Source organism: Methylobrevis albus (assembly GCF_015904235.1).
Classification (GTDB): Bacteria; Pseudomonadota; Alphaproteobacteria; order Rhizobiales; family Pleomorphomonadaceae; genus Methylobrevis_A; species Methylobrevis_A albus.
The window spans coordinates 191,211-211,450 of sequence record NZ_JADZLT010000049.1; the positions used below are offsets into that span (position 1 = coordinate 191,211).

A 20,240-nucleotide genomic window follows, 5' to 3' on the forward strand; every position below is an offset into this window, starting at 1 on the left:
CGGTGGTTTGGCAGGCGGGTGCCGCCGTGGAAACCGCGACGGCGACGATCTTCGCCCGCCACTTGCCCTGTCGTCATCTTCCAGACCGGACTGACCTTCATCCCTCCACGCGGCTGTCCGGGCCGCTCCTTCCCCGCAAGCGAGACGTTGACCTACATGCCGGAGATGAAACTCCAGGATCTGAAATCCAAGACGCCCAACGAGTTGCTCGTGACCGCGGAAGAGCTCGAGGTCGAGAACGCCTCGACCATGCGCAAGCAGGAGCTGATGTTCGCGATCCTGAAGCAGCTCGCTGCCCAGGACGTCGACATCATCGGCGAGGGCGTCGTCGAGGTGCTGCAGGACGGATTCGGGTTCCTGCGCTCGCCCGACGCAAATTACCTGCCGGGGCCGGACGACATCTACGTCTCGCCCTCGCAGATCCGCCGCTTCTCGCTGCGCACCGGCGACACCGTCGAAGGCCAGATCCGCAGCCCGAAAGAGGGCGAACGGTATTTCGCGCTGCTGAAGGTCAACACGGTCAACTTCGAGGACCCGGACAAGGCGCGCCACAAGGTCCACTTCGACAACCTGACGCCGCTCTACCCCGACCAGCGCTTCCGCATGGAAATCGAGGGTGTGCCGCAGAAGGACATGTCGGCCCGCGTGATCGATCTCGCCGCCCCGCTCGGCAAGGGCCAGCGCGCCCTGATCGTAGCGCCGCCGCGCACCGGCAAGACCGTGCTCTTGCAGAACATCGCGCACTCGATCACCACCAATCATCCCGACTGCTACCTGATCGTGCTCCTCATCGACGAACGTCCCGAGGAAGTCACCGACATGCAGCGCTCGGTGAAGGGCGAGGTGGTCTCGTCGACCTTCGACGAGCCGGCGACGCGCCACGTCCAGGTCGCCGAAATGGTGATCGAGAAGGCGAAGCGCCTCGTCGAGCACGGCCGCGACGTGGTCATCCTGCTCGATTCGATCACCCGCCTCGGCCGCGCCTACAACACCGTCGTGCCGTCGTCCGGCAAGGTGCTGACCGGCGGTGTCGACGCCAACGCCCTGCAGCGCCCGAAGCGCTTCTTCGGCGCCGCGCGCAACATTGAACAGGGCGGCTCGCTGACCATCATCGCCACCGCGCTGATCGATACCGGCAGCCGCATGGACGAGGTGATCTTCGAGGAGTTCAAGGGGACCGGTAACTCCGAAATCATCCTCGACCGCAAGATCGCCGACAAGCGCGTGTTCCCGGCGATCGACATCCAGCGCTCGGGCACACGCAAGGAAGACCTGCTGGTCGCGCCCGACAAGCTCAAGAAGACCTTCGTGCTGCGCCGTATCCTCAACCCGATGGGCACGACCGACGCGATCGAGTTCCTGCTCGACAAGCTGCGGCAGACGCGCACCAACCAGGACTTCTTCGACTCGATGAACACCTGAGGATCGCATCCGCGGTTCGATTCGGACTCGAAACGAGAAGCCGCCGGGTGATTCCGGCGGCTTTTCGCGTTCCGGGCGGATGATGCTTAACGAGACGTAAACGGGGCGGCCGATGAGTGCGAGGGCAGGGATGGAGCGCGACCGTGACACGATCTTTGCGCTCGCCAGCGGCCGCCCGCCGGCAGGCCTCGCCGTCGTCCGGATCAGCGGGCCGCGGACTCGATTGGTTCTCGAAACGACGCTCGGTGCCGTGCCGCCCGCCCGCCGCGCCGCCTATCGCGCGATCCGTGCGCCCGGGGGCGAGACCATTGACCGCGGCGTGGTTCTCTTCTTCGAAGGCCCCGCCTCCTACACCGGCGAGGACAGCGCCGAACTGCATCTGCACGGCGGCCGCGCCGTGGTCGCAGCGACGCTCGCCATACTTGGTGACCTGCCGGGGCTGCGGCCAGCGACCGCCGGCGAGTTCACCCGGCGCGCGTTCGACAACGGCCGGCTCGATCTCACCGCCGTGGAAGCGGTCGCCGACCTCGTCGCGGCCGAGACCGACGCCCAGCGCCGGCAGGCGCTGCGCCAGCTGGACGGCGGCCTCGCCGAGGTGGCGGGCGACTGGCGCCGGCGCCTGCTGCACGCCCGTGCCCTGATCGAGGCGGAACTCGATTTCGCCGACGAGGACGACGTGCCCGACAGCGCCGCGGCAGCGGTATGGGCCGACATGGCTCAGCTCTCGGCCGACCTCGGCAAGGTGCTGGCCGGGGGCAGGGTCGGCGAGCGGATCCGCGACGGCTTCGAGATCGCCATCCTCGGTCCGCCCAATGCCGGGAAGTCGAGCCTGCTCAATGCGCTGGCCGGCCGCGACGTCGCCATCGTTACCGACGTGCCGGGCACGACGCGTGACCTGCTCGAAGTGCATCTCGACCTCGGCGGCTTCGCCGTGACGCTGGTCGACACCGCCGGCCTGCGGGAGACGACGGAGACCGTCGAGGCGGAAGGCATCCGCCGCGCGAAGGCCCGCGCGGCCGACGCCGACCTGGTGCTCTGGCTCGCCGATGCCGGCCAGCCGCCGCCGGCGGACCTTCACGGTAGTGAAACCGATGCCGGCTCAGGCCCGCTCTGGATCATCGGCACCAAGAGGGATCTCGATTCGGACTCGAAACGAGACTCCCCGGCGGCCCGGCTCGATCACCGCATCTCAGCGCAAACCGGCGCGGGTCTCGACTCACTGGTGGCGGCGCTCACGGCGCATGTCGCCGGTCTGGTGCCCGCCGAGCCGGCACTGGTGACGCGGGCCCGGCACCGGCTTTGCCTTCAGGCGGCAAAGACGGCAATCGATGCGGCGGTCGCGAACGGAGCGGCGCCGCTCGAGGTACGTGCCGAGGGATTGCGGCAGGCGGGTGAGGCGCTCGGCGAGCTGATCGGGCGCATCGATGTCGAGGACGTCCTCGGGGCGATCTTCTCGGAGTTCTGTGTCGGGAAGTGACCCCGGCGGGGTATCCCGAGGGTTATCCCGACCTGTCCCACTGTTTCACGTGAAACGCTGCACAGGCTGTGGATAAGAAACGACCCCGTGATTAGCACCGATTCGAGTCCGAAATGTTCCACGTGAAACATGGAGAGACGCCCGGCGCCGTCCGGCCGGAGGACGCGTCGGGAGTGGAGGGGCCCGGTTTTGACCCGCCCCCCGCAATGAACTAGAACGCTCGCAGGATGTGAGCAGCCGGCCGCGGCGATGCCTACGAGCCTCTCTCCCTGAGCCAAGAGAACCCGTCATGTCGGAAAACCTCGAGCACGTCTCCTTCGACGTCGTCGTCATTGGCGGCGGCCATGCCGGCGCGGAAGCGGCGGCGGCGGCCGCGCGCGTCGGGGCCAGGACGGCGCTGCTGACGCACCGCTTCGCCACCGTCGGGGCAATGTCGTGCAATCCGGCGATCGGCGGGCTTGGCAAGGGCCATCTGGTGCGCGAGGTCGATGCGCTCGACGGCTTGATGGGCCGCGTCGCCGACCGGGCCGGCATCCAGTTCCGGCTGCTCAACCGCCGGAAGGGTCCCGCCGTGCGCGGGCCGCGCGCCCAGGCCGACCGCAAGCTCTACAAGGCCGCCGTGCAGGAGGAGCTGCGTGCGCTGTCCGGTCTCTCGGTGATCGAGGGCGAGGCGGACGATCTTGTGCTCGGCGCCGACGGTGAAATTGCCGGCGTCGTGCTCGCCGACGGCCGCCGCATCGCGACCGGGGCCGTGGTGCTCACCACCGGCACGTTTCTCTCCGGACTGATTCACATCGGCGACCGCACCACGCCGGCTGGCCGGGTCGGCGAGGCGCCGGCCCTCGGCCTGTCGAAGACGCTGGCGCGGATCGGGCTGCGGCTCGGCCGCTTGAAGACCGGCACGCCGCCGCGTCTCGACGGCCGCACCATCGATTGGTCCGGGCTCGAGGTACAGCCGGGCGACGATCCGCCCGAGCCGTTCTCGACGATGACCGAGGCGATCACCACGCCGCAGGTGCCGTGCCACATCACGCGCACCACGGCGGCCACCCATGCCGTAATCCGGGCAAACCTCGAGCGCTCGGCGATGTACTCCGGGCGGATCGAAAGCCGCGGCCCGCGCTACTGCCCGTCGATCGAGGACAAGGTGGTGCGCTTCGGCGACCGCGACGGCCACCAGATTTTTCTGGAACCGGAAGGGCTGGACGACCCGACGATCTATCCGAACGGCATCTCGACCTCACTGCCCGAGGATGCTCAGGCCGCGCTGCTCGCGACGATCCCGGGGCTGGAGCGGGTGCGGATCCTGCAGCCGGGCTATGCCATCGAGTACGACCACGTCGACCCGCGCGAGCTGGCGCCGACGCTGGAGGCGAAGCGCGCGCGCGGGCTGTTCCTCGCCGGCCAGATCAACGGTACCACCGGCTACGAGGAAGCGGCCGCGCAGGGGCTGCTCGCGGGCCTCAACGCCGCGCGGCGGGCGGGCGGCGCCGAGCCGGTGGTGATCGACCGGGCGACGGCCTATCTCGGCGTGATGATCGACGACCTCGTCACCCGCGGCGTCGCCGAACCCTATCGGATGTTCACGTCGCGCGCGGAGTACCGGCTGTCGCTGCGGGCGGATAACGCCGACCAGCGCCTGACCGGGCTCGGTGTCGAGCTCGGTCTCGTCGGCAGGGAGCGGGCGGCGGCCTTTGCTGCCGACATGGCGGCGCTGGCGGCGGCGCGGGCGCTGGCTGGGGCACTCAGCGTCACGCCGAGCGAGGCGGCCCGGCGCGGCCTGCAGCTCAACCAGGACGGCGTCCGCCGGAGCGCCTATGAGCTGCTGTCCTATCCGGACCTCGATCTCGCCCGGCTCACGCCGCTATGGCCGGAGCTCGGCGCCCTGCCAGAGCGCACGGCGAGCCAGCTCGAGACCGAGGCGACCTATTCGGTGTATCTGCCGCGGCAGGAGGCCGACATCGCAGCGTTCCGGCGCGACGAGGCGCTGGCGATCGATCCCGCGACCGACTACGGCGCGCTCGCCGGGCTCTCCACGGAACTCAGGCAGAAGCTCGAGACGGTGCGTCCGCTGACGCTCGGCCAGGCGGCGCGGATCGAGGGCATGACGCCGGCGGCGCTGACGCTGCTGCTCGGCGCGGTGCGGCGACGTCCGGCGGCGACCGTGACCCGCGGCGCGGCCTGAAGGCGATGGCAATGGCAGCAGCTGGCAAGGACGGTCCGGACGCGCTCGACGCGATCCTCGCGGTGACGCCGGCGCAGCGCGCGGATCTCGCCGCCTATGTCGCGCTGCTGAAGAAGTGGCAGCCCGCGAAGAACCTCGTCGCGCCGGCGGCGCTCGCCGAGATCTGGCGCCGCCACGTCGCCGACAGCGCGCAGGCGCTGGCCGTCCGCCCGGAGGCGCGGCGCTGGCTCGACATCGGATCGGGCGCCGGTTTCCCCGGCCTCGTCACGGCGACGCTGATGAAGGGCCGCGACGGCGCGCATGTGCATCTCGCCGAGAGCAACGGCCGCAAGGTCGCGTTCCTGCGCACCGTGATCCGCGAACTCGGCCTGCCGGCCACCGTGCACCCGATCCGGATCGAATCGCTTGCGACACGATCGGCGCCGGACCTCGGGGATATCGATGCCGTGTCGGCCCGGGCGCTGGCCCCCCTCGCCGACCTCCTCGGTCTCGCGGCCCCGATTCTGGAGCGCGGGGCGGCCGGTGTTTTCCACAAAGGACAAGATTTTGCGTCTGAAGTGGCGCTAGCCACTCAATCTTGGGTTTTCGATCTGATAGAACATCCAAGTCGGATCGATCCCGGCGGGCGTGTCGCGGTCCTGACATCGGTCCGGCCGCGCGCCTGAGCCGCGATCGAGCGGACGGCGGCGTGTCATCCGGGTGTGATCCCGGCGGCCGGCGCGACGAGGTCCTGGTGCGATCAGGCGTGGAGCCCCCGCCGTGCAAGGGGCCTCAGGTGAGGTCTTCATGAACCAGCTGCCCGAACATCCCCGCGTGCTCGCCCTCGCCAACCAGAAGGGCGGCGTCGGCAAGACGACCACCGCAATCAACCTTGGCACCGCGCTCGCCGCGATCGGCGAGGAAGTGCTGATCGTCGACCTCGATCCGCAGGGCAACGCCTCGACCGGGCTCGGCATCGACCGTCGCTCGCGTGACCGCTCGACCTACGACCTGCTCGTCGGCGAGGCGACGCTGGCCGAGACGCTGGTGCCGACCGCCGTGCCGCGGCTCACCGTGTCGCCCTCGACGCTCGACAACCTCGGCGTCGAGCTCGAGATCGCCGCCGAATCCGACCGCGCCTTCCGGCTGCGCCACGCGATCGCCGATCACGTCACCGCCTGCGAGCGCGATGCGACGGGGACGGCGAAGCGGTTTTCCTATGTGCTGGTCGACTGCCCGCCGTCGCTGAACCTCCTCACCATCAACGCGATGAGCGCGGCGCATTCGATCCTGGTGCCGCTGCAGTGCGAGTTCTTCGCGCTCGAGGGCCTGTCGCAGCTGCTGCAGACCGTGGAACAGGTGAAGCGGACGCTGAACCCGGATCTCTCGATCCATGGCATCGTGCTCACCATGTTCGACAGCCGCAACAATCTCTCGAACCAGGTCGTCGCCGATGTGCGCTCGCACATGGGCGAGGCGGTCTACGACACCATCATCCCGCGCAACGTGCGGGTCTCGGAAGCGCCGTCCTATGGCAAGCCGGCGCTGCTCTATGATCTGAAATGCACCGGCAGCCAGGCCTATCTTCGACTCGCTTCCGAAATCATCCAGCGCGAGCGGAAGCTGAAGGCGGTGGCGTGATCTCTGGACGTGGCAGTGGCACCGGCGGCGACGACGGCATTCAAGGCGGAAAGACCATGGCGATGACCGACGATGGTGGCCGGCGGCGGCTCGGGCGGGGACTGGCGGCGCTGATCGGCGACGCCGGCAACGAATTCGAGGTGGTGGAGCGCGCGCGCGGCACGCGCCGCGTCGCGATCGACCTGATCAAGGCCAACCCGCGTAATCCGCGCCGGTCGTTCCGCGAGGACGAACTCGAGGACCTCACCGCCTCGATCCGCCAGCGCGGCGTGATCCAGCCGATCCTGGTGCGCCCCGCCGCCGACCGGCCGGGCGGCTACGAGCTGATCGCCGGCGAGCGCCGCTGGCGCGCGGCGCAGCGGGCGGGGATCCACGAGATTCCGGTGGTGATCCAGGACGTCTCCGACCGCGAGGCGCTCGAGATCGCGATCATCGAAAACGTGCAGCGCGAGGATCTCAACCCCCTGGAAGAGGCGATGGGCTATGAGCAGCTGATCGCCGAGTTCGCCTATACCCAGGCCGATCTCGCTACGGTGATCGCGAAGAGCCGTAGCCACGTCGCCAACACGATGCGGCTGCTGAAGCTGCCCGATGCGGTGAAGGCCTATGTCAACGACGGCCAGCTCACCGCCGGCCATGCCCGCGCGCTGATCACGGCACCGGACCCGACCGCCCTCGCGCGCAAGATCGTCGACGAGGGCCTTTCGGTGCGGGCTGCCGAGCAGATGGCGCAGAAGGCGCTGGAGAAGCCGCAGGCGGCGCCAGAGACCAAGGCGCGACCGGAGAAGGACGCCGACACCAAGGCGCTGGAACGGCAGCTCTCCGACATCCTCGGTCTCACCGTGGAGATTGGTCACCGGCCGAACGGCTCCGGCGAGCTGCGCATCCGCTACAAGTCGCTGGAGCAGCTCGACGAGGTGGTGCGCCGGCTCGGCGCCGCGACCTGATCTCCGCGATTTCGCAGGCGAAATGAATCGGGGCCGGAGCACGACGCTCCGGCCCCGATTTCGTTTCGGCAGGCGAGTCCCGAAGAGGTGTGCCCGGTCGATTCGCTGCCGTTCCGATCAGCGCTGGGCGGCGCGGGCGATGGTGAACAGCGCGTCGGCGGCGATCGTCGCGCCGAGCGCCGCGTCGAGGCGGGCGTCGCGGACGGCTCTGGCGAGGATCTCCATCGCCCGGATGATGCGCGGCGCCGTCCAGATCGATACCGCCTTCATCACCTTGTCCTGGCGCTTGTAGAACACCGGCGGGCGCAGCCCGGCCACCGCGTCGGCCGGCCGCTTGCCGGCGTCGACGTCGGCGCGGGCGAGGTCGAGCATCTGGAAATGCCGCAGCACGGCGCCGCAGAGCACGTCGGCCCGGATGCCGTCGCCCTCGGCGCGGGCGAGTGCGGCGGACAGGGCGGGGATATCGCCGGTGGCGGCGGCATCGACGATCTCGTCCATCGTGACGGCCGCCGCGTCGCCGACGACCGCCTCGACGTCGGCGAGTTCGATCCGGCCGCGGCCATGGGCATAGAGGCAGAGTTTCGTCACCTCGCCGCGGCTCGCCAGGCGGTCGCCGCCGAGCAGGGCGCCGAGCGCCTGGCGGGCTTCGCCGGAGATCGCGAGGCCGGCGGCGCGGACTTCGTCGTCGATCAGCCGGGCGACCGCGGCGCCGTCGTCGGCGAAGCAGGGGATCGCGTAGGCGAGCTTTTCCTTCTCGAACAGGGTCCGGATCGGGCTCGACTTCTTGAGGTCGCCGGCCTCGATGACGATGGTCGTCTCGGGGGGCGGATCGCGCATCAGGCGGGTGAGCGTCGGCGCGATGTTGGCGCGTCCGCCGGCATCGCGGATCCAGATTGCACGCGCGCCGCCGAACATCGGGATGGCATAGGCCTCGTCGGCCAGTCGATTCGGATCCGATCCGATGGCGGCGCCGTCGAGGCGGATCAGCGCGAAGGGGTCGTCGAGCTTGATCCGCGCGCGGGCGAGCCGCGCGGCGCGTTCGGCGACGAGGCCGGCGTCGGGGCCGTAGACGAGATAGAACGAGACGGACTCCGGGGGGCGGTCGACGATCCGGTCCGCCTCGTTGGCCTTGGCCGCGACCATCGTCCGTTCCTCCGCCCGGGTTCAGCGCGTCGCGAGGGCCGCGGCGACGCGGGTGCGGATATCGGTGGCGACCAGCGCGGCCGCCCGGTTCTCGGCGTCGCGCTGTGCCCGGATGTTGGCGAAGCGCTGCGAGGAGAAGTCGAAGGAGGCGTTGCCGTAGCCGGTGCCGGTCAGCAGCGTGCGACCGGTCTCGGCGTCGCTCAGGGTGAAGCTCACCGTGATCGAGACGAGGTTGGCGACCGGCACGTCGCGGAACTCTTCCAGGCCGAGTTCGGCCTTCTGCGAGGTCAGGATGAAGCGCAGCACCGTGGTGGCGGGTAGGGCGCCGGCGCCGCCCTGCAGCGCCGAGACCAGTTCCTCGTGCAACTGCTGGCGGATGCGGTCGCGGTCGTTGTCGCTCTCGCCGACGGGAATCGCCTCGACGCGGACGGCGCGCATCGCGTCGGTCACCGCCACCGTGCCGGGACCGGCCGTGGCGTAGAGCGGCCGCACCTGGCAGCCGGAAAGGCCGGTCACGGCGAGCGCGGCGGCGAGCGCGGCGAGCGCGGCGAGCGCGAGGCGCGGCGCGGTGGGACGGATGCGGCGGATGTTGTGGTCAGACGACGACATTGACGATCCTCTGCGGCACCACGATCACCTTCTTCGGCGTGCGGCCTTCGAGCGCGCGCACCACGGCCTCGTCGGCGAGCGCCGTCGCCTCGACCTCGGCATTGCTCGCGGTGCGCGGCACGGTGACCTCGCCGCGCTTCTTGCCGTTGATCTGCACCGGCAGCGTGACGGTGTCCTCGACGAGCAGGGTGCGGTCGAGCACCGGCCACGGCGCCATCGCGATCAGCGTCTCATGGCCGAGGGCGGCCCAGCACTCTTCGGCGAGGTGCGGCGCCATCGGGGCGACGAGGGCGGCGAGGATCTCCGCGGTCTCGCGCAGCGCCGCGCCGGCGGCGGGGTCGGCGGCGAACGCGGCACGGTCATTGGCGAGCGTCGTGCCGAGCACGTTAACGAGTTCGTAGATCCTGGCGAGCGCCACGTTGAAGCGCAGCCCCTCGATCGCCTCCTCGACGCCGGCGAGCGCCTTGTGCGCCGCCTTGCGCAGCGTGGCGGTCGCGGGGACGGTTTCGACGGGTGTCCCCGGCGGCGGGATGATCTCGGCGGCCTCCGCGACGAGACGCCAGACGCGCTGCAGGAAGCGGGCGGCGCCCTGCGCGCCTTGGTCGGTCCACTCGACGTCGCGCTCGGGCGGCGAATCCGACAGCATGAACCAGCGGGCGGTGTCGGCGCCGAAGCCGTCGATGATCTCGGTCGGGTCGACGGTGTTGCGCTTCGACTTCGACATCTTCTCGATGGCGCCGATCTGCACCTCGGCGCCGGTCGAGAGCAGCGTGGCGCGGCGGGCGGAGCCTTCGCCCTCGATGCGGATCTCGGACGGCGCGACCCAGCCGCCGTCGGCGGCGCGGTAGGTCTCGTGCACGACCATGCCCTGGGTGAACAGGCCGCGGAACGGCTCGTCGATGCCGAGGTGGCCGGTCGCCTTCATCGCGCGGGTGAAGAAGCGCGAATAGAGCAGGTGCAGGATCGCGTGCTCGATGCCGCCGATATACTGGTCGACCGGCAGCCAGGCGTCGGCGACGGCCGGGATCGTCGGCAGGTCGGCGTCCGGCGCGGTGAAGCGGGCGAAGTACCAGGACGAGTCGACGAAGGTGTCCATGGTGTCCGTCTCGCGCCGCGCCGGCTTGCCGCAGGTCGGGCAGGGGACGTCGCGCCAGATCGGGTGGCGGTCGAGCGGGTTGCCGGGGCGGTCGAAGGTGACGTCGTCGGGCAGCGCCACGGGCAGATCCGCCGCCGGCACCGGCACGATGCCGCAGTCGTCGCAGTAGATCACCGGGATCGGGCAACCCCAGTAACGCTGCCGCGAGATACCCCAGTCGCGCAGGCGGTAATTGACCTGGCGGACGGCGACCGGCGCATTGCCGATGTGCGCCGCCTCGAGCCGCACGGCGACCGCCTCCTTCGCGTCCGGCACGGCGAGGCCGTCGAGGAAGCTCGAATTGAACAGGCGGCCTTCGCCGGTGTGGGCGACGTCACCGATCTCGACGTCCTCGGGTGTGGCGCCGGGCGGCAGCACGACGGGTGTCACCGTCAGGCCGTACTTGCGGGCGAAGTCGAGGTCGCGCTGGTCGTGCGCCGGGCAGCCGAAGATCGCGCCGGTGCCGTAGTCCATCAGCACGAAGTTGGCGATGTAGACCGGGAACACGGCGTCGAGGAACGGATGGCGCACCACGAGGCCGGTGTTCCAGCCCTTCTTCTCGGCGGTTTCCAGCGCCGCGGCCGAGGTGCCGATGCGCTTGGCGTCGGCGATGAAGGCGGAGACTTCGGGCGAGGTCTCGGCGAGCGCCCGGCTCAGCGGATGGTCGGGCGACAGCGCGACGAAGCTCATGCCGAACAGGGTGTCGGGCCGGGTGGTGAACACCTCGACGTCGCCGAAGCCCTCCGGCACCGTGCCGTCGAGCGCAAAGCGCACGCGCAGGCCTTCCGAGCGGCCGATCCAGTTGCGCTGCATGGTGCGCACCTTCTCGGGCCAGCGGTCGAGCCCGTCGAGGGCGGCGAGCAGCTCTTCCGAGAAATCCGAGATCTTGAAGAACCACTGCGTCAGTTCGCGCTGCTCGACGAGGGCGCCCGAGCGCCAGCCGCGGCCGTCGATCACCTGCTCGTTGGCGAGCACGGTCATGTCGACCGGGTCCCAGTTGACCTTCGACTGCTTGCGCGTGACGAGGCCGGCCTCGAGGAAATCGAGGAACAGGCGCTGCTGGCGGTGGTAGTAGGCGACGTCGCAGGTGGCGAACTCGCGCGACCAGTCGAGCGACAGGCCCATCGACTTCAGCTGCTCGCGCATCGCCGCGATGTTGGCGTAGGTCCATTCCTTCGGGTGGACCTTGTTCTGCATCGCCGCGTTCTCGGCCGGCATGCCGAAGGCGTCCCAGCCCATCGGGTGCAGCACATTGAAGCCGCGGGCGCGCTTGTAGCGCGCGACGACGTCGCCCATGGCGTAGTTGCGCACATGGCCCATGTGGATGCGCCCCGACGGATAGGGGAACATCTCGAGCACGTAGTAGCGCGGGCGCGGATCGTCGTTCGGGGTGCGGAAGACGCCGGCTGCGTCCCAGGCCTGCTGCCAACGGATTTCGGCGGCGCGTGCGTTGTATCGCTCAGGTGCCATGATGCTTCGGATGAGCCTGTTCTTTGAAACGGCCCCGGGCGGCGCCGGGCCTTGCACATATCGTGTCGGGAGCGACGTCGGGCCAGACGGATCGCGGGCGGATCGCATCGGCTCGGGTCGCCCGGTCGGTCCCGACCTTCACCAGAAATGCCGGGTGGGGTCAACAGGATGCACGGCTGCGGGGGCTTGACAGCGCCGATGTGGCAGGGACACCACGAAGGCGGGCCGGCAGGTCGGCGTTGCGGCCGGGTCGGACGTGGCCGGAGCCGGCCCAGAGCTGCCCCCAGAGCTGCCCAAGACAGACCGGAGTGAACCCGCGTGAGCACCGCCATCGCCGACAATCTCGCCGCGATCCGCGCGCGCATCGACCGCGCCGCCCGCACCGCCGGCCGCGACGCCGCGGGCGTGACGCTGGTCGCCGTATCGAAGACCTTCGGCGCCGACGAGATCCGCCCGGCGCTGGAAGCCGGGCAGCGCGTGTTCGGCGAGAACCGGGTGCAGGAGGCGATGGCGAAGTGGCCGGCGCTGAAGGAGGAGTTTCCGGATATCGAGCTGCACCTGATCGGTCCGCTGCAGTCGAACAAGGCGAAGGAGGCGGTGGCGCTCTTCGACGTGATCGAGACGGTGGACCGCGAGAAGATCGCCGCGGCGCTCGGCGCGGAAATCGAGAAGCAGGGCCGTCGCCCCCGCCTGCTGGTGCAGGTCAACACCGGGGAGGAGCCGCAGAAGGCGGGCATCCCGCCGCGCGAAGCGGTCGCTTTCGTCGCGCGCTGCCGCGCGGAGCACGGGCTCGAGATCGCCGGCCTGATGTGTATCCCGCCCGCGGACGAGGATCCGGCGCCGCATTTCGCGCTGCTCGACGAACTCGCCCGGGAGGCCGGCGTGCCGTGGCGCTCGATGGGCATGTCGGGGGACTTCGAGATCGCCGTCAGCCAGGGCGCGACGCATGTGCGGGTGGGCAACGCGATCTTCGGGCATCGCGACTATCCGGCCTGACGCAATCCGAGCTTTCGGTGCCAACAGGGAGAGACGAGCATGATCGCGGTCATCTTCGAGGTGCGCCCGGCCGAGGGGCGGCGCGAGGAATATCTCGATCTCGCCGCCGGGCTGCGCGACGAGCTCGCCACCATCGACGGCTTCATCTCCGTCGAGCGGTTCCAGAGTCTCACCGACCCGGGCAAGATGCTGTCGCTGTCGGTTTGGCGCGACGAGGCGGCCGTCACCGAATGGCGCCGCCGCGCCGCGCATCGCCGGGCCCAGTCGAAAGGCCGGACCGGGGTGTTCGCCGACTACCGGCTGCGCGTCGCCGCCGTGGTGCGCGACTATGGCCTCACCGATCGTGACGACGCCCCGGCCGATTTCTGACGCTCAGACGATGATCGCGGCGCCCGGCCGCAGCCGCGGCAGCAGGCGCAGCATGTCGGGTTTCGTCAGCGCGATGCAGCCGGCGGTCGGGGCATGGTCGGGGCGGGCGAGGTGGAAGAAGATCGCGCTGCCGCGGCCTTGCGCGCGCGGCCGGATGTTCCAGCCGAGCACCAGCACGACGTCATAGAGACCGTCGTCGCGCCACATCGCCTCGTGGCTCGGCCGGTAGGGCAGGCGGACGGGGCGATTGTAGTTGGCGTCGCCGGGCGCGTCGCACCAGCCGTCGTCGCGGCGGAGCGGCCGAAGCTCGAGCGCGCAGCGTGGGCGGCGCAGCCGATCGGCGCGATAGACGCCGCCGAGGATCGCGAGCCGGCCGCGCGGCGTCGCTCCGTCGCCCTCGCGCTTGGCCGAGGTGAGGCCGCTTCGGCCGATGGCGCAGGGAAGGTCGAGTCCGGCCCCGACGAGCCGGCCGCGCGTCGCCGACGATCGCCTGAGGACGAGGCGAAGGTCGCCAGCACCGGTGCCGGTGCCCGATCGGGGGGTGGCCGGGCGGTCGCGATCACGGATGCGCGAGCGGTTTGCGGTCGTCGCTCGCAATTTCATCATCGCCCTTCGCCTTGCCTCCCTGTTCAAAGGATGGTGAGGTGCACCATATAACGTGTGTTACGCTCGTCGAGGGCGTGACCCCGCTCGTTCCTGCCCCTTCGGATTCCCGGTACATCATCCATGACAGCGCGCAAGATCCTGATCGTCGACGACGACTCCGACCTGCGCGAGGCGCTCGTCGAGCAGCTGTCGCTCTACGAGGAGTTCGAGCCGGTCGAAGCCGAAAACGCCGCCAAGGCGATCCAGACCGCCCGCGGCGGCCACATCGACCTCGTGCTGATGGACGTCGGCCTGCCCGACATGGACGGGCGCGAGGCGGTCAAGCTGCTGCGCAAGGGTGGCTTCGCCAGCCCGGTCATCATGCTCACCGGCCATGATTCGGATTCCGACACGATCCTCGGCCTCGAGGCCGGCGCCAACGACTATGTGGCGAAGCCCTTCAAGTTCGCCGTGCTGCTCGCCCGGCTTCGGGCGCAGCTCCGCCAGCACGAGCAGTCGGAAGAGGCCGTGTTCACCATCGGCCCCTACACGTTCCGGCCGAGCGCCAAGCTGCTGCTCGACGCCAAGGGCTCGAAGGTCCGCCTCACCGAGAAGGAGACCTCGATCCTGAAATACCTCTTCCGCGCCGGCGAAAAGGTCGTGACGCGCGAGGTGCTGCTGCACGAGGTGTGGGGCTACAACGCCGGCATCACCACCCACACACTGGAAACCCACATCTATCGGCTGCGGCAGAAGATCGAGCGCGACCCCTCCAACGCGCAGCTTCTCGTCACCGAAGGCGGTGGCTACAAGCTGGTTCCCTAGCCTGGAGCGGGGAACGCGATGGCGCCCGTCCCCAGCGCCGCGCGGCCGCGCCCTTGTTCGGCGACCGTTTATTTGGCAGTCCTGTGACAAAGCCGGCCCGTGCATGGCGCGCGGGCCGGCTTCGTTTTAGGGTGGCCAGGTCGGCTCGGCCCGTGTTCGGCGCGGCGTGCCGGGGGTCGACGGCAGGACAAAAAGTACAGCATGAGCCTCGAATCGGACGTGAAGCTGCTGGCGGAGGTGCCCTTGCTCGCCGAATTCGGCGAGGACCGCCTGCGGTTGATCGCGTTTTCCGCCGATAACCGGCGGCTCGACGACGGGGCGCGGCTGTTTTCGCGCGGCGAGCGGGCGGAGGCGGCCTATGTGGTGGCGTCGGGGGCGGTCGCGCTGACCGTCACCGAGTTCGACGGCAGCGAGCGCCTCGTCGCGCGCTGCGGGCGCGGCACGCTGATCGACGAGCGGGCGCTGGTGGTGGATGCCGAGCGGGTGGCCGACGCCCATGCGGTCGGCGACACCGAGATCATCCAGATCCGCCGCACGCTGTTCCGCCGCATCCTCGAGGAGTACCCCGACGTCGCCGAGCGGCTGATCGTCCACTTCTCGGCAAGGTTGCAGGGGCTCTCCGACGCGCTGGCGAGCGTCGGCGACCGGCTCGACGCGATCGACGACTGACCGGCACGGGTGGTCCCGTCGGTGGGCCGGCTCAGACCTGAAAGCGGGCGATCACCGGCACGTGGTCGGAGGGGCGCGACCAGTCGCGCGCGTCCTTCAGCACGCTGAAGTCCACGGCGCGGGCGGCCAGGGTCGGATGCGCCCAGACGTGGTCGAGGCGGCGACCGCGGTTGGCGGCGCGCCAGTCCTTCGCACGGTAGCTCCACCAGGTGAACAGCATCTCCTCGATCGGCACGAAGCGGCGGGCGACGTCGACCCAGCCGCCGGCAAGCCGCAGCGCCTCGAGCGCGTCGCACTCGACCGGCGTGTGACTGACCACCTTGAGCAGCGCCTTGTGCGACCAGACGTCGGTCTCGTATGGCGCGACGTTGAGGTCGCCGACGACGATGTCGGGCACCCCGGCGGAGGCCGTCGGCAGCCACGCGGTCATCTCATCGAGAAACGACAGCTTGTGGGCGAACTTCGGGTTGATCTCCGGGTCGGGCTCGTCGCCACCGGCCGGGACATAGAAATTGTGGATGCGCACCGGGCCGGAGGCCGTGCCGACGGTGACGGCGATGTGGCGTGGGTCGCCCTTGCCGCAGAAATCGTGCCGCTCGACCTCGAGCAACGGCAACCGCGACAGCACGCCGACGCCGTGATAGCCGCCCTTGCCGCCGTTGACCGCGATATGGGCATAGCCGCGCTTGCGGAAATCCGACGAGGGAAAGTGCCCGTCCTGGCACTTGGTTTCCTGCAGGCAGATGATGTCGGGGTCGTAGCGGTCGACGAGCTGCTCGACGAGCCCGCGGCGGAGCCGCACCGAGTTGATGTTCCAGGTGGCGATCGACAGCGGAGACGGCATCTTGCGGGCAGAGTCCTTAGGAGCGCGGCGGGTCTTGTGTCTGTAGACCGGCGGCGCCTGCAAGGAAACGGCGGAGAGCGGTTTTGCGGATCGTCTGGAGACCACGGGTCGCGATGACCCCCGTGCGACGACCCCCTTGAAAAGAAAGAGCGCCCAGCCTCGGGGAAGACTGGGCGCTCGCGCTTTTCAGCGCTACGCCGGGAGGGACTCCGACGTGGGCGGCGCGCATTCGGCTGGACGGGGGGGCACTGCCGATAAATCCTGCGACGCCGCTGTTCCCATGATTTGGGGTGCCGGGCGGCGGGGACAAGCCGGTCCGGGACTGACATTTTTGTGAGGGTTGCGTGAGTTTTTGGCCGCGTTCTCCGGGGCCGGGGAGACCCTCCTAAGGCGGGGCCCGCCGGGCGTGAAACCGGACCACGCCTGCTGCGAAACGCGACATGCCCAGACGAAAGGCTTTTCCGGCGCCGGGCTTTAGCGTCTAATGGCGCCGACGGCGGGGGCTTGCCGTCCGGGTCGTCCCTCCGGCGACGTCTCCAGCCCTCCCCGGCCGCCTTTTTCCTGCCCGACAGTGCGAGAGGTTCCCGCGCGCATGGCGATCCTGACCAGCCTGCATCACAAGACCAGCTATACGTACGATCGGCCGGTGGCGCTGTCGCCGCAGGTCGTGCGTCTCAGGCCCGCCCCGCACAGCCGCACCAAGGTGCCGAGCTATTCGCTGAAGGTGACGCCGGCGAATCACTTCGTGAACTGGCAGCAGGACCCGCACGGCAACTGGCTCGCCCGCTTCGTCTTTCCCGAGCGCACCACCGAGTTCAGCGTCACGGTCGATCTCCTCGCCGAAATGGCGGTGGTGAACCCGTTCGACTTCTTCATCGAGGACTACGCCGAGCGCTTCCCGTTCGCCTATACGCCCGAACTCGGCATCGAGCTCGCGCCCTACCTCGTCCGCGAGGCCGAGGGCGAGCTGTTCAAGGAGTACCTCGCGGGCGTCAGCCGCGAGTCGCTGCCGACGATCGATTTCCTCGTTGCGCTGAACCAGCGGCTGCAGAACGACATCACCTACGAGATCCGCATGGAGCCGGGCGTGCAGACGCCCGACGTGACGCTGACGCGCGCCGCCGGCTCCTGCCGCGACTCGGCCTGGCTGCTGGTGCAGATGATGCGCCATCTGGGACTCGCGGCGCGGTTCGTCTCGGGTTACCTTATTCAGCTCACCCCCGACGTGAAGGCGCTCGACGGCCCGGTCGGCACCGCCGTCGACTTCACCGACCTGCACGCCTGGACCGAGGTGTTCATCCCCGGCGCCGGCTGGGTCGGCATGGACCCGACGTCCGGCCTGTTCTGCGGCGAGGGGCACATTCCGCTGTGCGCGACGCCGCACTACCGCTCGGCCGCGCCGATCACCGGCTTTGCCGAGCCCGCCGAGGTCGAATTCGACTTCGCGATGACCGTCGACCGCATCGCCGAGAAGCCGCGGGTGACGCTGCCGTTCTCCGACGACGCCTGGCAGGGGCTGCTCGAGCTCGGCGACAAGGTCGACGCCGACCTCGTCGCCCGCGACGTCCGCCTCACCATGGGCGGCGAGCCGACCTTCGTCTCGATCGACGACTACCAGTCGGCGGAATGGAACTCCGAGGCCGTTGGTCCCTCGAAGCGCGCCCGCGCCGACGAGCTGATCCGCCGCCTCGCGGAGCGCTTTGCGCCCGGCGGCTTCCTGCACTACGGCCAGGGCAAGTGGTATCCGGGCGAAAGCCTGCCGCGCTGGACCTTCTCGCTCTACTGGCGCACCGACGGCAAGCCGATCTGGCGCGATCTCTCGATGGTCGCGCGCGAGACCGGCGTCGCGCCGCCGACCGCCGCCGACGCCGGCGCGCTGATCGAGGGCATCGCGGGGCGCCTCGGCATCCCGTCCGACTTCCCGATTCCCGCCTACGAAGACCCGGCGCAGTGGCTGCTGAAAGAGCAGGAGCTGCCCGAGAACGTCAGCACCGACGATTCGAAGCTCGAAAACCCCGAGGATCGCGCCCGCATCGCTCGGGTGTTCGAGCGCGGGCTCGGCAAGCCGACCGGCTACGTGCTGCCGGTGCAGCGCTGGCAGTCGAAGGCGGGCTGGGGCTGGATCAGCGAGAAGTGGCAGCTCCGGCGCGGCCGCATCTTCCTCGTGCCGGGCGATTCGCCGGCCGGCTACCGCCTGCCGCTCGCCTCGCTGCCGTGGGTGCCGCCGGCGGCCTATCCCTACATCGTCGACCCGGATCCGTTCGCGCCGCGCGCGCCGCTGCCCGATCCGAACGACCTGCACCAGACCTTCCAGCGCAGCACCGGCCCGGTGCAGGCCGACGATCCGCGCGTTTCGCAGTGGATCAGCGGCGGCACCACGGTGCGCACCGCGCTGGTGGTCGAGCCGCGCGACGGCCGGCTCTGCGTGTTCATGCCGCCGACCAGCCGCGCCGACGACTACCTCGAACTGCTCGCCGCGATCGAGGTGACCGCCGAGGAGCTCGGCCTGCCGGTGCACATCGAGGGCTACACCCCGCCGTGGGATCCGCGCATCCAGGTGATCCGCGTCGCGCCCGATCCGGGCGTCATCGAGGTCAACGTGCATCCGGCGGCGAACTGGCGCCAGTGCGTCGACATCACCACCGCGGTCTATGAAGAGGCGCGGCTGAGCCGGCTCGGCACCGACAAGTACATGGTGGACGGCCGCCACACCGGCACCGGCGGCGGCAACCATGTCGTGATCGGCGGCGGTACGCCGGAGGACAGCCCGTTCCTGCGCCGGCCGGACCTTTTGAAGAGCCTCGTCACCTACTGGCAGCGGCATCCCTCGCTCAGCTACCTGTTCTCGGGCATGTTCATCGGCCCGACCAGCCAGGCGCCGCGCATCGACGAGGCGCGGCACGATTCGATCTACGAGCTCGAGATCGCGATGGCCAACGTGCCGAAGCCCGGCGAGGGCTTCGCGCCGCCGCCGTGGCTGGTCGACCGGCTGTTCCGCAACCTGCTCGTCGACGTCACCGGCAACACCCACCGCTCCGAGATCTGCATCGACAAGCTGTTCTCGCCGGACGGCCCGACCGGCCGGCTCGGCCTCGTCGAGTTCCGCTCGTTCGAGATGCCGCCGGACGCGCGGATGAGTCTCGCACAGCAGCTCCTGGTGCGAGCGCTGGTCGCCTGGTTCTGGGCCGAACCGCAGGACGGGCCGCTGACGCGCTGGGGCACCGACCTGCACGACCGCTTCATGCTGCCGCATCACTGCTGGGCCGACTTCCTCGACGTGCTCGGCGATCTCGAGCGGTCGGGCGGCTACAAGGTCGATCCGGTCTGGTTCGAGGCGCAGAAGGAGTTCCGCTTCCCGTTCTACGGCGCGGTCGACCGCTTCGGCGTGCACATGGAGCTGCGCCAGGCGCTGGAGCCGTGGCATGTGATGGGCGAGCAGGGCGCGATCGGCGGCACGGTGCGCTACGTCGATTCCTCGGTCGAGCGACTGCAGCTGCGCGTCGAGGGCTTCAATCCCGCCCGCCACGTCGTCGCCTGCAACGGCCGCCGCGTGCCGCTGGCGCCGACCGGCAAGACCGGCGAGTTCGTCGCCGGCGTGCGCTTCAAGGCGTGGCAGCCGGCGTCGGGCATGCACCCGACGCTGCCGCCGCACGCGCCGCTGACCTTCGACCTCGTCGACAGCTGGTCCAGCCGCTCGCTCGGCGGCTTCGTCTACCATGTCGCCCATCCGGGCGGGCGCAACTACGACGTCTTCCCGGTCAACGCCTACGAGGCGGAGGCACGGCGCCTCGCCCGCTTCCAGGACATCGGCCATTCGCCGGGGCCGATGCAGATCCCGCCGCTCGAGCGCAACGGCGCTTTCCCCGCGACGCTCGACCTGCGTCGCCCGGGATGGATGTCGTGATGGATGTCATGAACCCCGCCGGACGGGAGGGCTGATCCGC

Annotated in this window: 16 protein-coding genes; 11 read left to right on the forward strand and 5 right to left on the reverse strand. The window is 69.9% G+C overall.

The window, feature by feature from the left end; genetic code table 11:
* The first annotated feature begins 156 nt into the window (after positions 1 to 156).
* The 6 genes from rho to I5731_RS08155 all read left to right on the forward strand — a co-directional run bounded on the left by rho (position 157) and on the right by I5731_RS08155 (position 7,651).
* Positions 157 to 1,422 (forward strand): transcription termination factor Rho, encoded by a 1,266-nt coding sequence (gene rho, locus I5731_RS08130; RefSeq protein WP_197310861.1) that lies wholly within the window; start codon positions 157 to 159, stop codon positions 1,420 to 1,422.
* 130 nt (positions 1,423 to 1,552) lie between these two features.
* Positions 1,553 to 2,899, forward strand: a complete 1,347-nt coding sequence (gene mnmE, locus I5731_RS08135) for a tRNA uridine-5-carboxymethylaminomethyl(34) synthesis GTPase MnmE (RefSeq protein WP_407941836.1) — start codon at positions 1,553 to 1,555, stop codon at positions 2,897 to 2,899.
* 289 nt (positions 2,900 to 3,188) lie between these two features.
* On the forward strand, positions 3,189 to 5,084 hold the full coding sequence (gene mnmG / locus I5731_RS08140; protein WP_197310863.1) for a tRNA uridine-5-carboxymethylaminomethyl(34) synthesis enzyme MnmG: 1,896 nt from the start codon (positions 3,189 to 3,191) through the stop codon (positions 5,082 to 5,084).
* Between the two features lie 11 nt (positions 5,085 to 5,095).
* Positions 5,096 to 5,749, forward strand: a complete 654-nt coding sequence (gene rsmG / locus I5731_RS08145; protein ID WP_197310864.1) for a 16S rRNA (guanine(527)-N(7))-methyltransferase RsmG — start codon at positions 5,096 to 5,098, stop codon at positions 5,747 to 5,749.
* A 121-nt stretch (positions 5,750 to 5,870) separates the two neighbouring features.
* Positions 5,871 to 6,704, forward strand: coding sequence for a ParA family protein (locus tag I5731_RS08150; RefSeq protein ID WP_197310865.1), 834 nt, complete (start codon positions 5,871 to 5,873; stop codon positions 6,702 to 6,704).
* A 56-nt stretch (positions 6,705 to 6,760) separates the two neighbouring features.
* Positions 6,761 to 7,651 (forward strand): ParB/RepB/Spo0J family partition protein, encoded by an 891-nt coding sequence (locus tag I5731_RS08155; RefSeq protein WP_235981638.1) that lies wholly within the window; start codon positions 6,761 to 6,763, stop codon positions 7,649 to 7,651.
* A 117-nt stretch (positions 7,652 to 7,768) separates the two neighbouring features.
* On the opposite strand, the gene holA is transcribed toward I5731_RS08155, so the two are convergent.
* The 3 genes from holA to leuS are packed head-to-tail and all read right to left on the reverse strand — an operon-like array spanning position 7,769 to position 12,008.
* A complete protein-coding gene (holA, locus tag I5731_RS08160) occupies positions 7,769 to 8,794 on the reverse strand; it encodes a DNA polymerase III subunit delta (protein WP_197310866.1) in 1,026 nt (341 codons plus the stop codon).
* A 21-nt stretch (positions 8,795 to 8,815) separates the two neighbouring features.
* A complete protein-coding gene (gene lptE / locus I5731_RS08165; RefSeq protein ID WP_197310867.1) occupies positions 8,816 to 9,403 on the reverse strand; it encodes an LPS assembly lipoprotein LptE in 588 nt (195 codons plus the stop codon).
* On the reverse strand, positions 9,390 to 12,008 hold the full coding sequence (gene leuS, locus I5731_RS08170) for a leucine--tRNA ligase (RefSeq protein ID WP_197310868.1): 2,619 nt from the start codon (positions 12,006 to 12,008) through the stop codon (positions 9,390 to 9,392). Before leuS ends, lptE begins: the two co-directional genes overlap by 14 nt.
* A gap of 330 nt (positions 12,009 to 12,338) precedes the next feature.
* Between leuS and I5731_RS08175 the strand changes: the two genes are divergently transcribed.
* A complete protein-coding gene (locus I5731_RS08175; RefSeq protein WP_407941837.1) occupies positions 12,339 to 13,004 on the forward strand; it encodes a YggS family pyridoxal phosphate-dependent enzyme in 666 nt (221 codons plus the stop codon).
* Between the two features lie 39 nt (positions 13,005 to 13,043).
* On the forward strand, positions 13,044 to 13,373 hold the full coding sequence (locus tag I5731_RS08180; protein ID WP_197310870.1) for an antibiotic biosynthesis monooxygenase family protein: 330 nt from the start codon (positions 13,044 to 13,046) through the stop codon (positions 13,371 to 13,373).
* 3 nt (positions 13,374 to 13,376) lie between these two features.
* Here I5731_RS08180 and I5731_RS08185 read toward each other — a convergent pair whose 3' ends face one another.
* Positions 13,377 to 13,976 (reverse strand): L,D-transpeptidase family protein, encoded by a 600-nt coding sequence (locus I5731_RS08185; protein WP_197311168.1) that lies wholly within the window; start codon positions 13,974 to 13,976, stop codon positions 13,377 to 13,379.
* Positions 13,977 to 14,099: 123 nt separating this feature from the next.
* Here I5731_RS08185 and I5731_RS08190 point away from each other — a divergent pair, with 123 nt between their 5' ends.
* Together I5731_RS08190 and I5731_RS08195 are read left to right on the forward strand one after the other, a co-directional pair.
* A complete protein-coding gene (locus tag I5731_RS08190) occupies positions 14,100 to 14,783 on the forward strand; it encodes a response regulator transcription factor (protein WP_197310871.1) in 684 nt (227 codons plus the stop codon).
* Between the two features lie 201 nt (positions 14,784 to 14,984).
* Positions 14,985 to 15,452 (forward strand): cyclic nucleotide-binding domain-containing protein, encoded by a 468-nt coding sequence (locus tag I5731_RS08195; protein WP_197310872.1) that lies wholly within the window; start codon positions 14,985 to 14,987, stop codon positions 15,450 to 15,452.
* A gap of 31 nt (positions 15,453 to 15,483) precedes the next feature.
* Here I5731_RS08195 and I5731_RS08200 read toward each other — a convergent pair whose 3' ends face one another.
* The gene (locus tag I5731_RS08200; RefSeq protein ID WP_197310873.1) at positions 15,484 to 16,296 is read right to left on the reverse strand and encodes an exodeoxyribonuclease III; all 813 of its coding nucleotides are present in this window, start codon (positions 16,294 to 16,296) and stop codon (positions 15,484 to 15,486) included.
* Between the two features lie 592 nt (positions 16,297 to 16,888).
* Here I5731_RS08200 and I5731_RS08205 point away from each other — a divergent pair.
* Positions 16,889 to 20,200: a transglutaminase family protein gene (locus I5731_RS08205; protein WP_197310874.1), complete on the forward strand. Its 3,312-nt coding sequence runs from the start codon at positions 16,889 to 16,891 to the stop codon at positions 20,198 to 20,200.
* The last annotated feature ends 40 nt before the right edge of the window (positions 20,201 to 20,240 follow it).

What these genes read in the sequence shown, in the direction of transcription:
- I5731_RS08190 (WP_197310871.1), top strand. Translation starts at nt 14,100, where the DNA reads ATGACAGCGCGCAAGATCCTGATCGTCGACGACGACTCCGACCTGCGC.
- I5731_RS08205 (WP_197310874.1), top strand. Translation starts at nt 16,889, where the DNA reads ATGGCGATCCTGACCAGCCTGCATCACAAGACCAGCTATACGTACGAT.
- I5731_RS08180 (WP_197310870.1), top strand. Translation starts at nt 13,044, where the DNA reads ATGATCGCGGTCATCTTCGAGGTGCGCCCGGCCGAGGGGCGGCGCGAG.
- leuS (WP_197310868.1), bottom strand. Translation starts at nt 12,008, where the DNA reads ATGGCACCTGAGCGATACAACGCACGCGCCGCCGAAATCCGTTGGCAG.
- mnmG (WP_197310863.1), top strand. Translation starts at nt 3,189, where the DNA reads ATGTCGGAAAACCTCGAGCACGTCTCCTTCGACGTCGTCGTCATTGGC.
- I5731_RS08185 (WP_197311168.1), bottom strand. Translation starts at nt 13,976, where the DNA reads ATGAAATTGCGAGCGACGACCGCAAACCGCTCGCGCATCCGTGATCGC.
- I5731_RS08195 (WP_197310872.1), top strand. Translation starts at nt 14,985, where the DNA reads ATGAGCCTCGAATCGGACGTGAAGCTGCTGGCGGAGGTGCCCTTGCTC.
- I5731_RS08155 (WP_235981638.1), top strand. Translation starts at nt 6,761, where the DNA reads ATGGCGATGACCGACGATGGTGGCCGGCGGCGGCTCGGGCGGGGACTG.
- rho (WP_197310861.1), top strand. Translation starts at nt 157, where the DNA reads ATGCCGGAGATGAAACTCCAGGATCTGAAATCCAAGACGCCCAACGAG.
- mnmE (WP_407941836.1), top strand. Translation starts at nt 1,553, where the DNA reads ATGGAGCGCGACCGTGACACGATCTTTGCGCTCGCCAGCGGCCGCCCG.
- I5731_RS08150 (WP_197310865.1), top strand. Translation starts at nt 5,871, where the DNA reads ATGAACCAGCTGCCCGAACATCCCCGCGTGCTCGCCCTCGCCAACCAG.
- holA (WP_197310866.1), bottom strand. Translation starts at nt 8,794, where the DNA reads ATGGTCGCGGCCAAGGCCAACGAGGCGGACCGGATCGTCGACCGCCCC.
- rsmG (WP_197310864.1), top strand. Translation starts at nt 5,096, where the DNA reads ATGGCAGCAGCTGGCAAGGACGGTCCGGACGCGCTCGACGCGATCCTC.
- I5731_RS08200 (WP_197310873.1), bottom strand. Translation starts at nt 16,296, where the DNA reads ATGCCGTCTCCGCTGTCGATCGCCACCTGGAACATCAACTCGGTGCGG.
- lptE (WP_197310867.1), bottom strand. Translation starts at nt 9,403, where the DNA reads ATGTCGTCGTCTGACCACAACATCCGCCGCATCCGTCCCACCGCGCCG.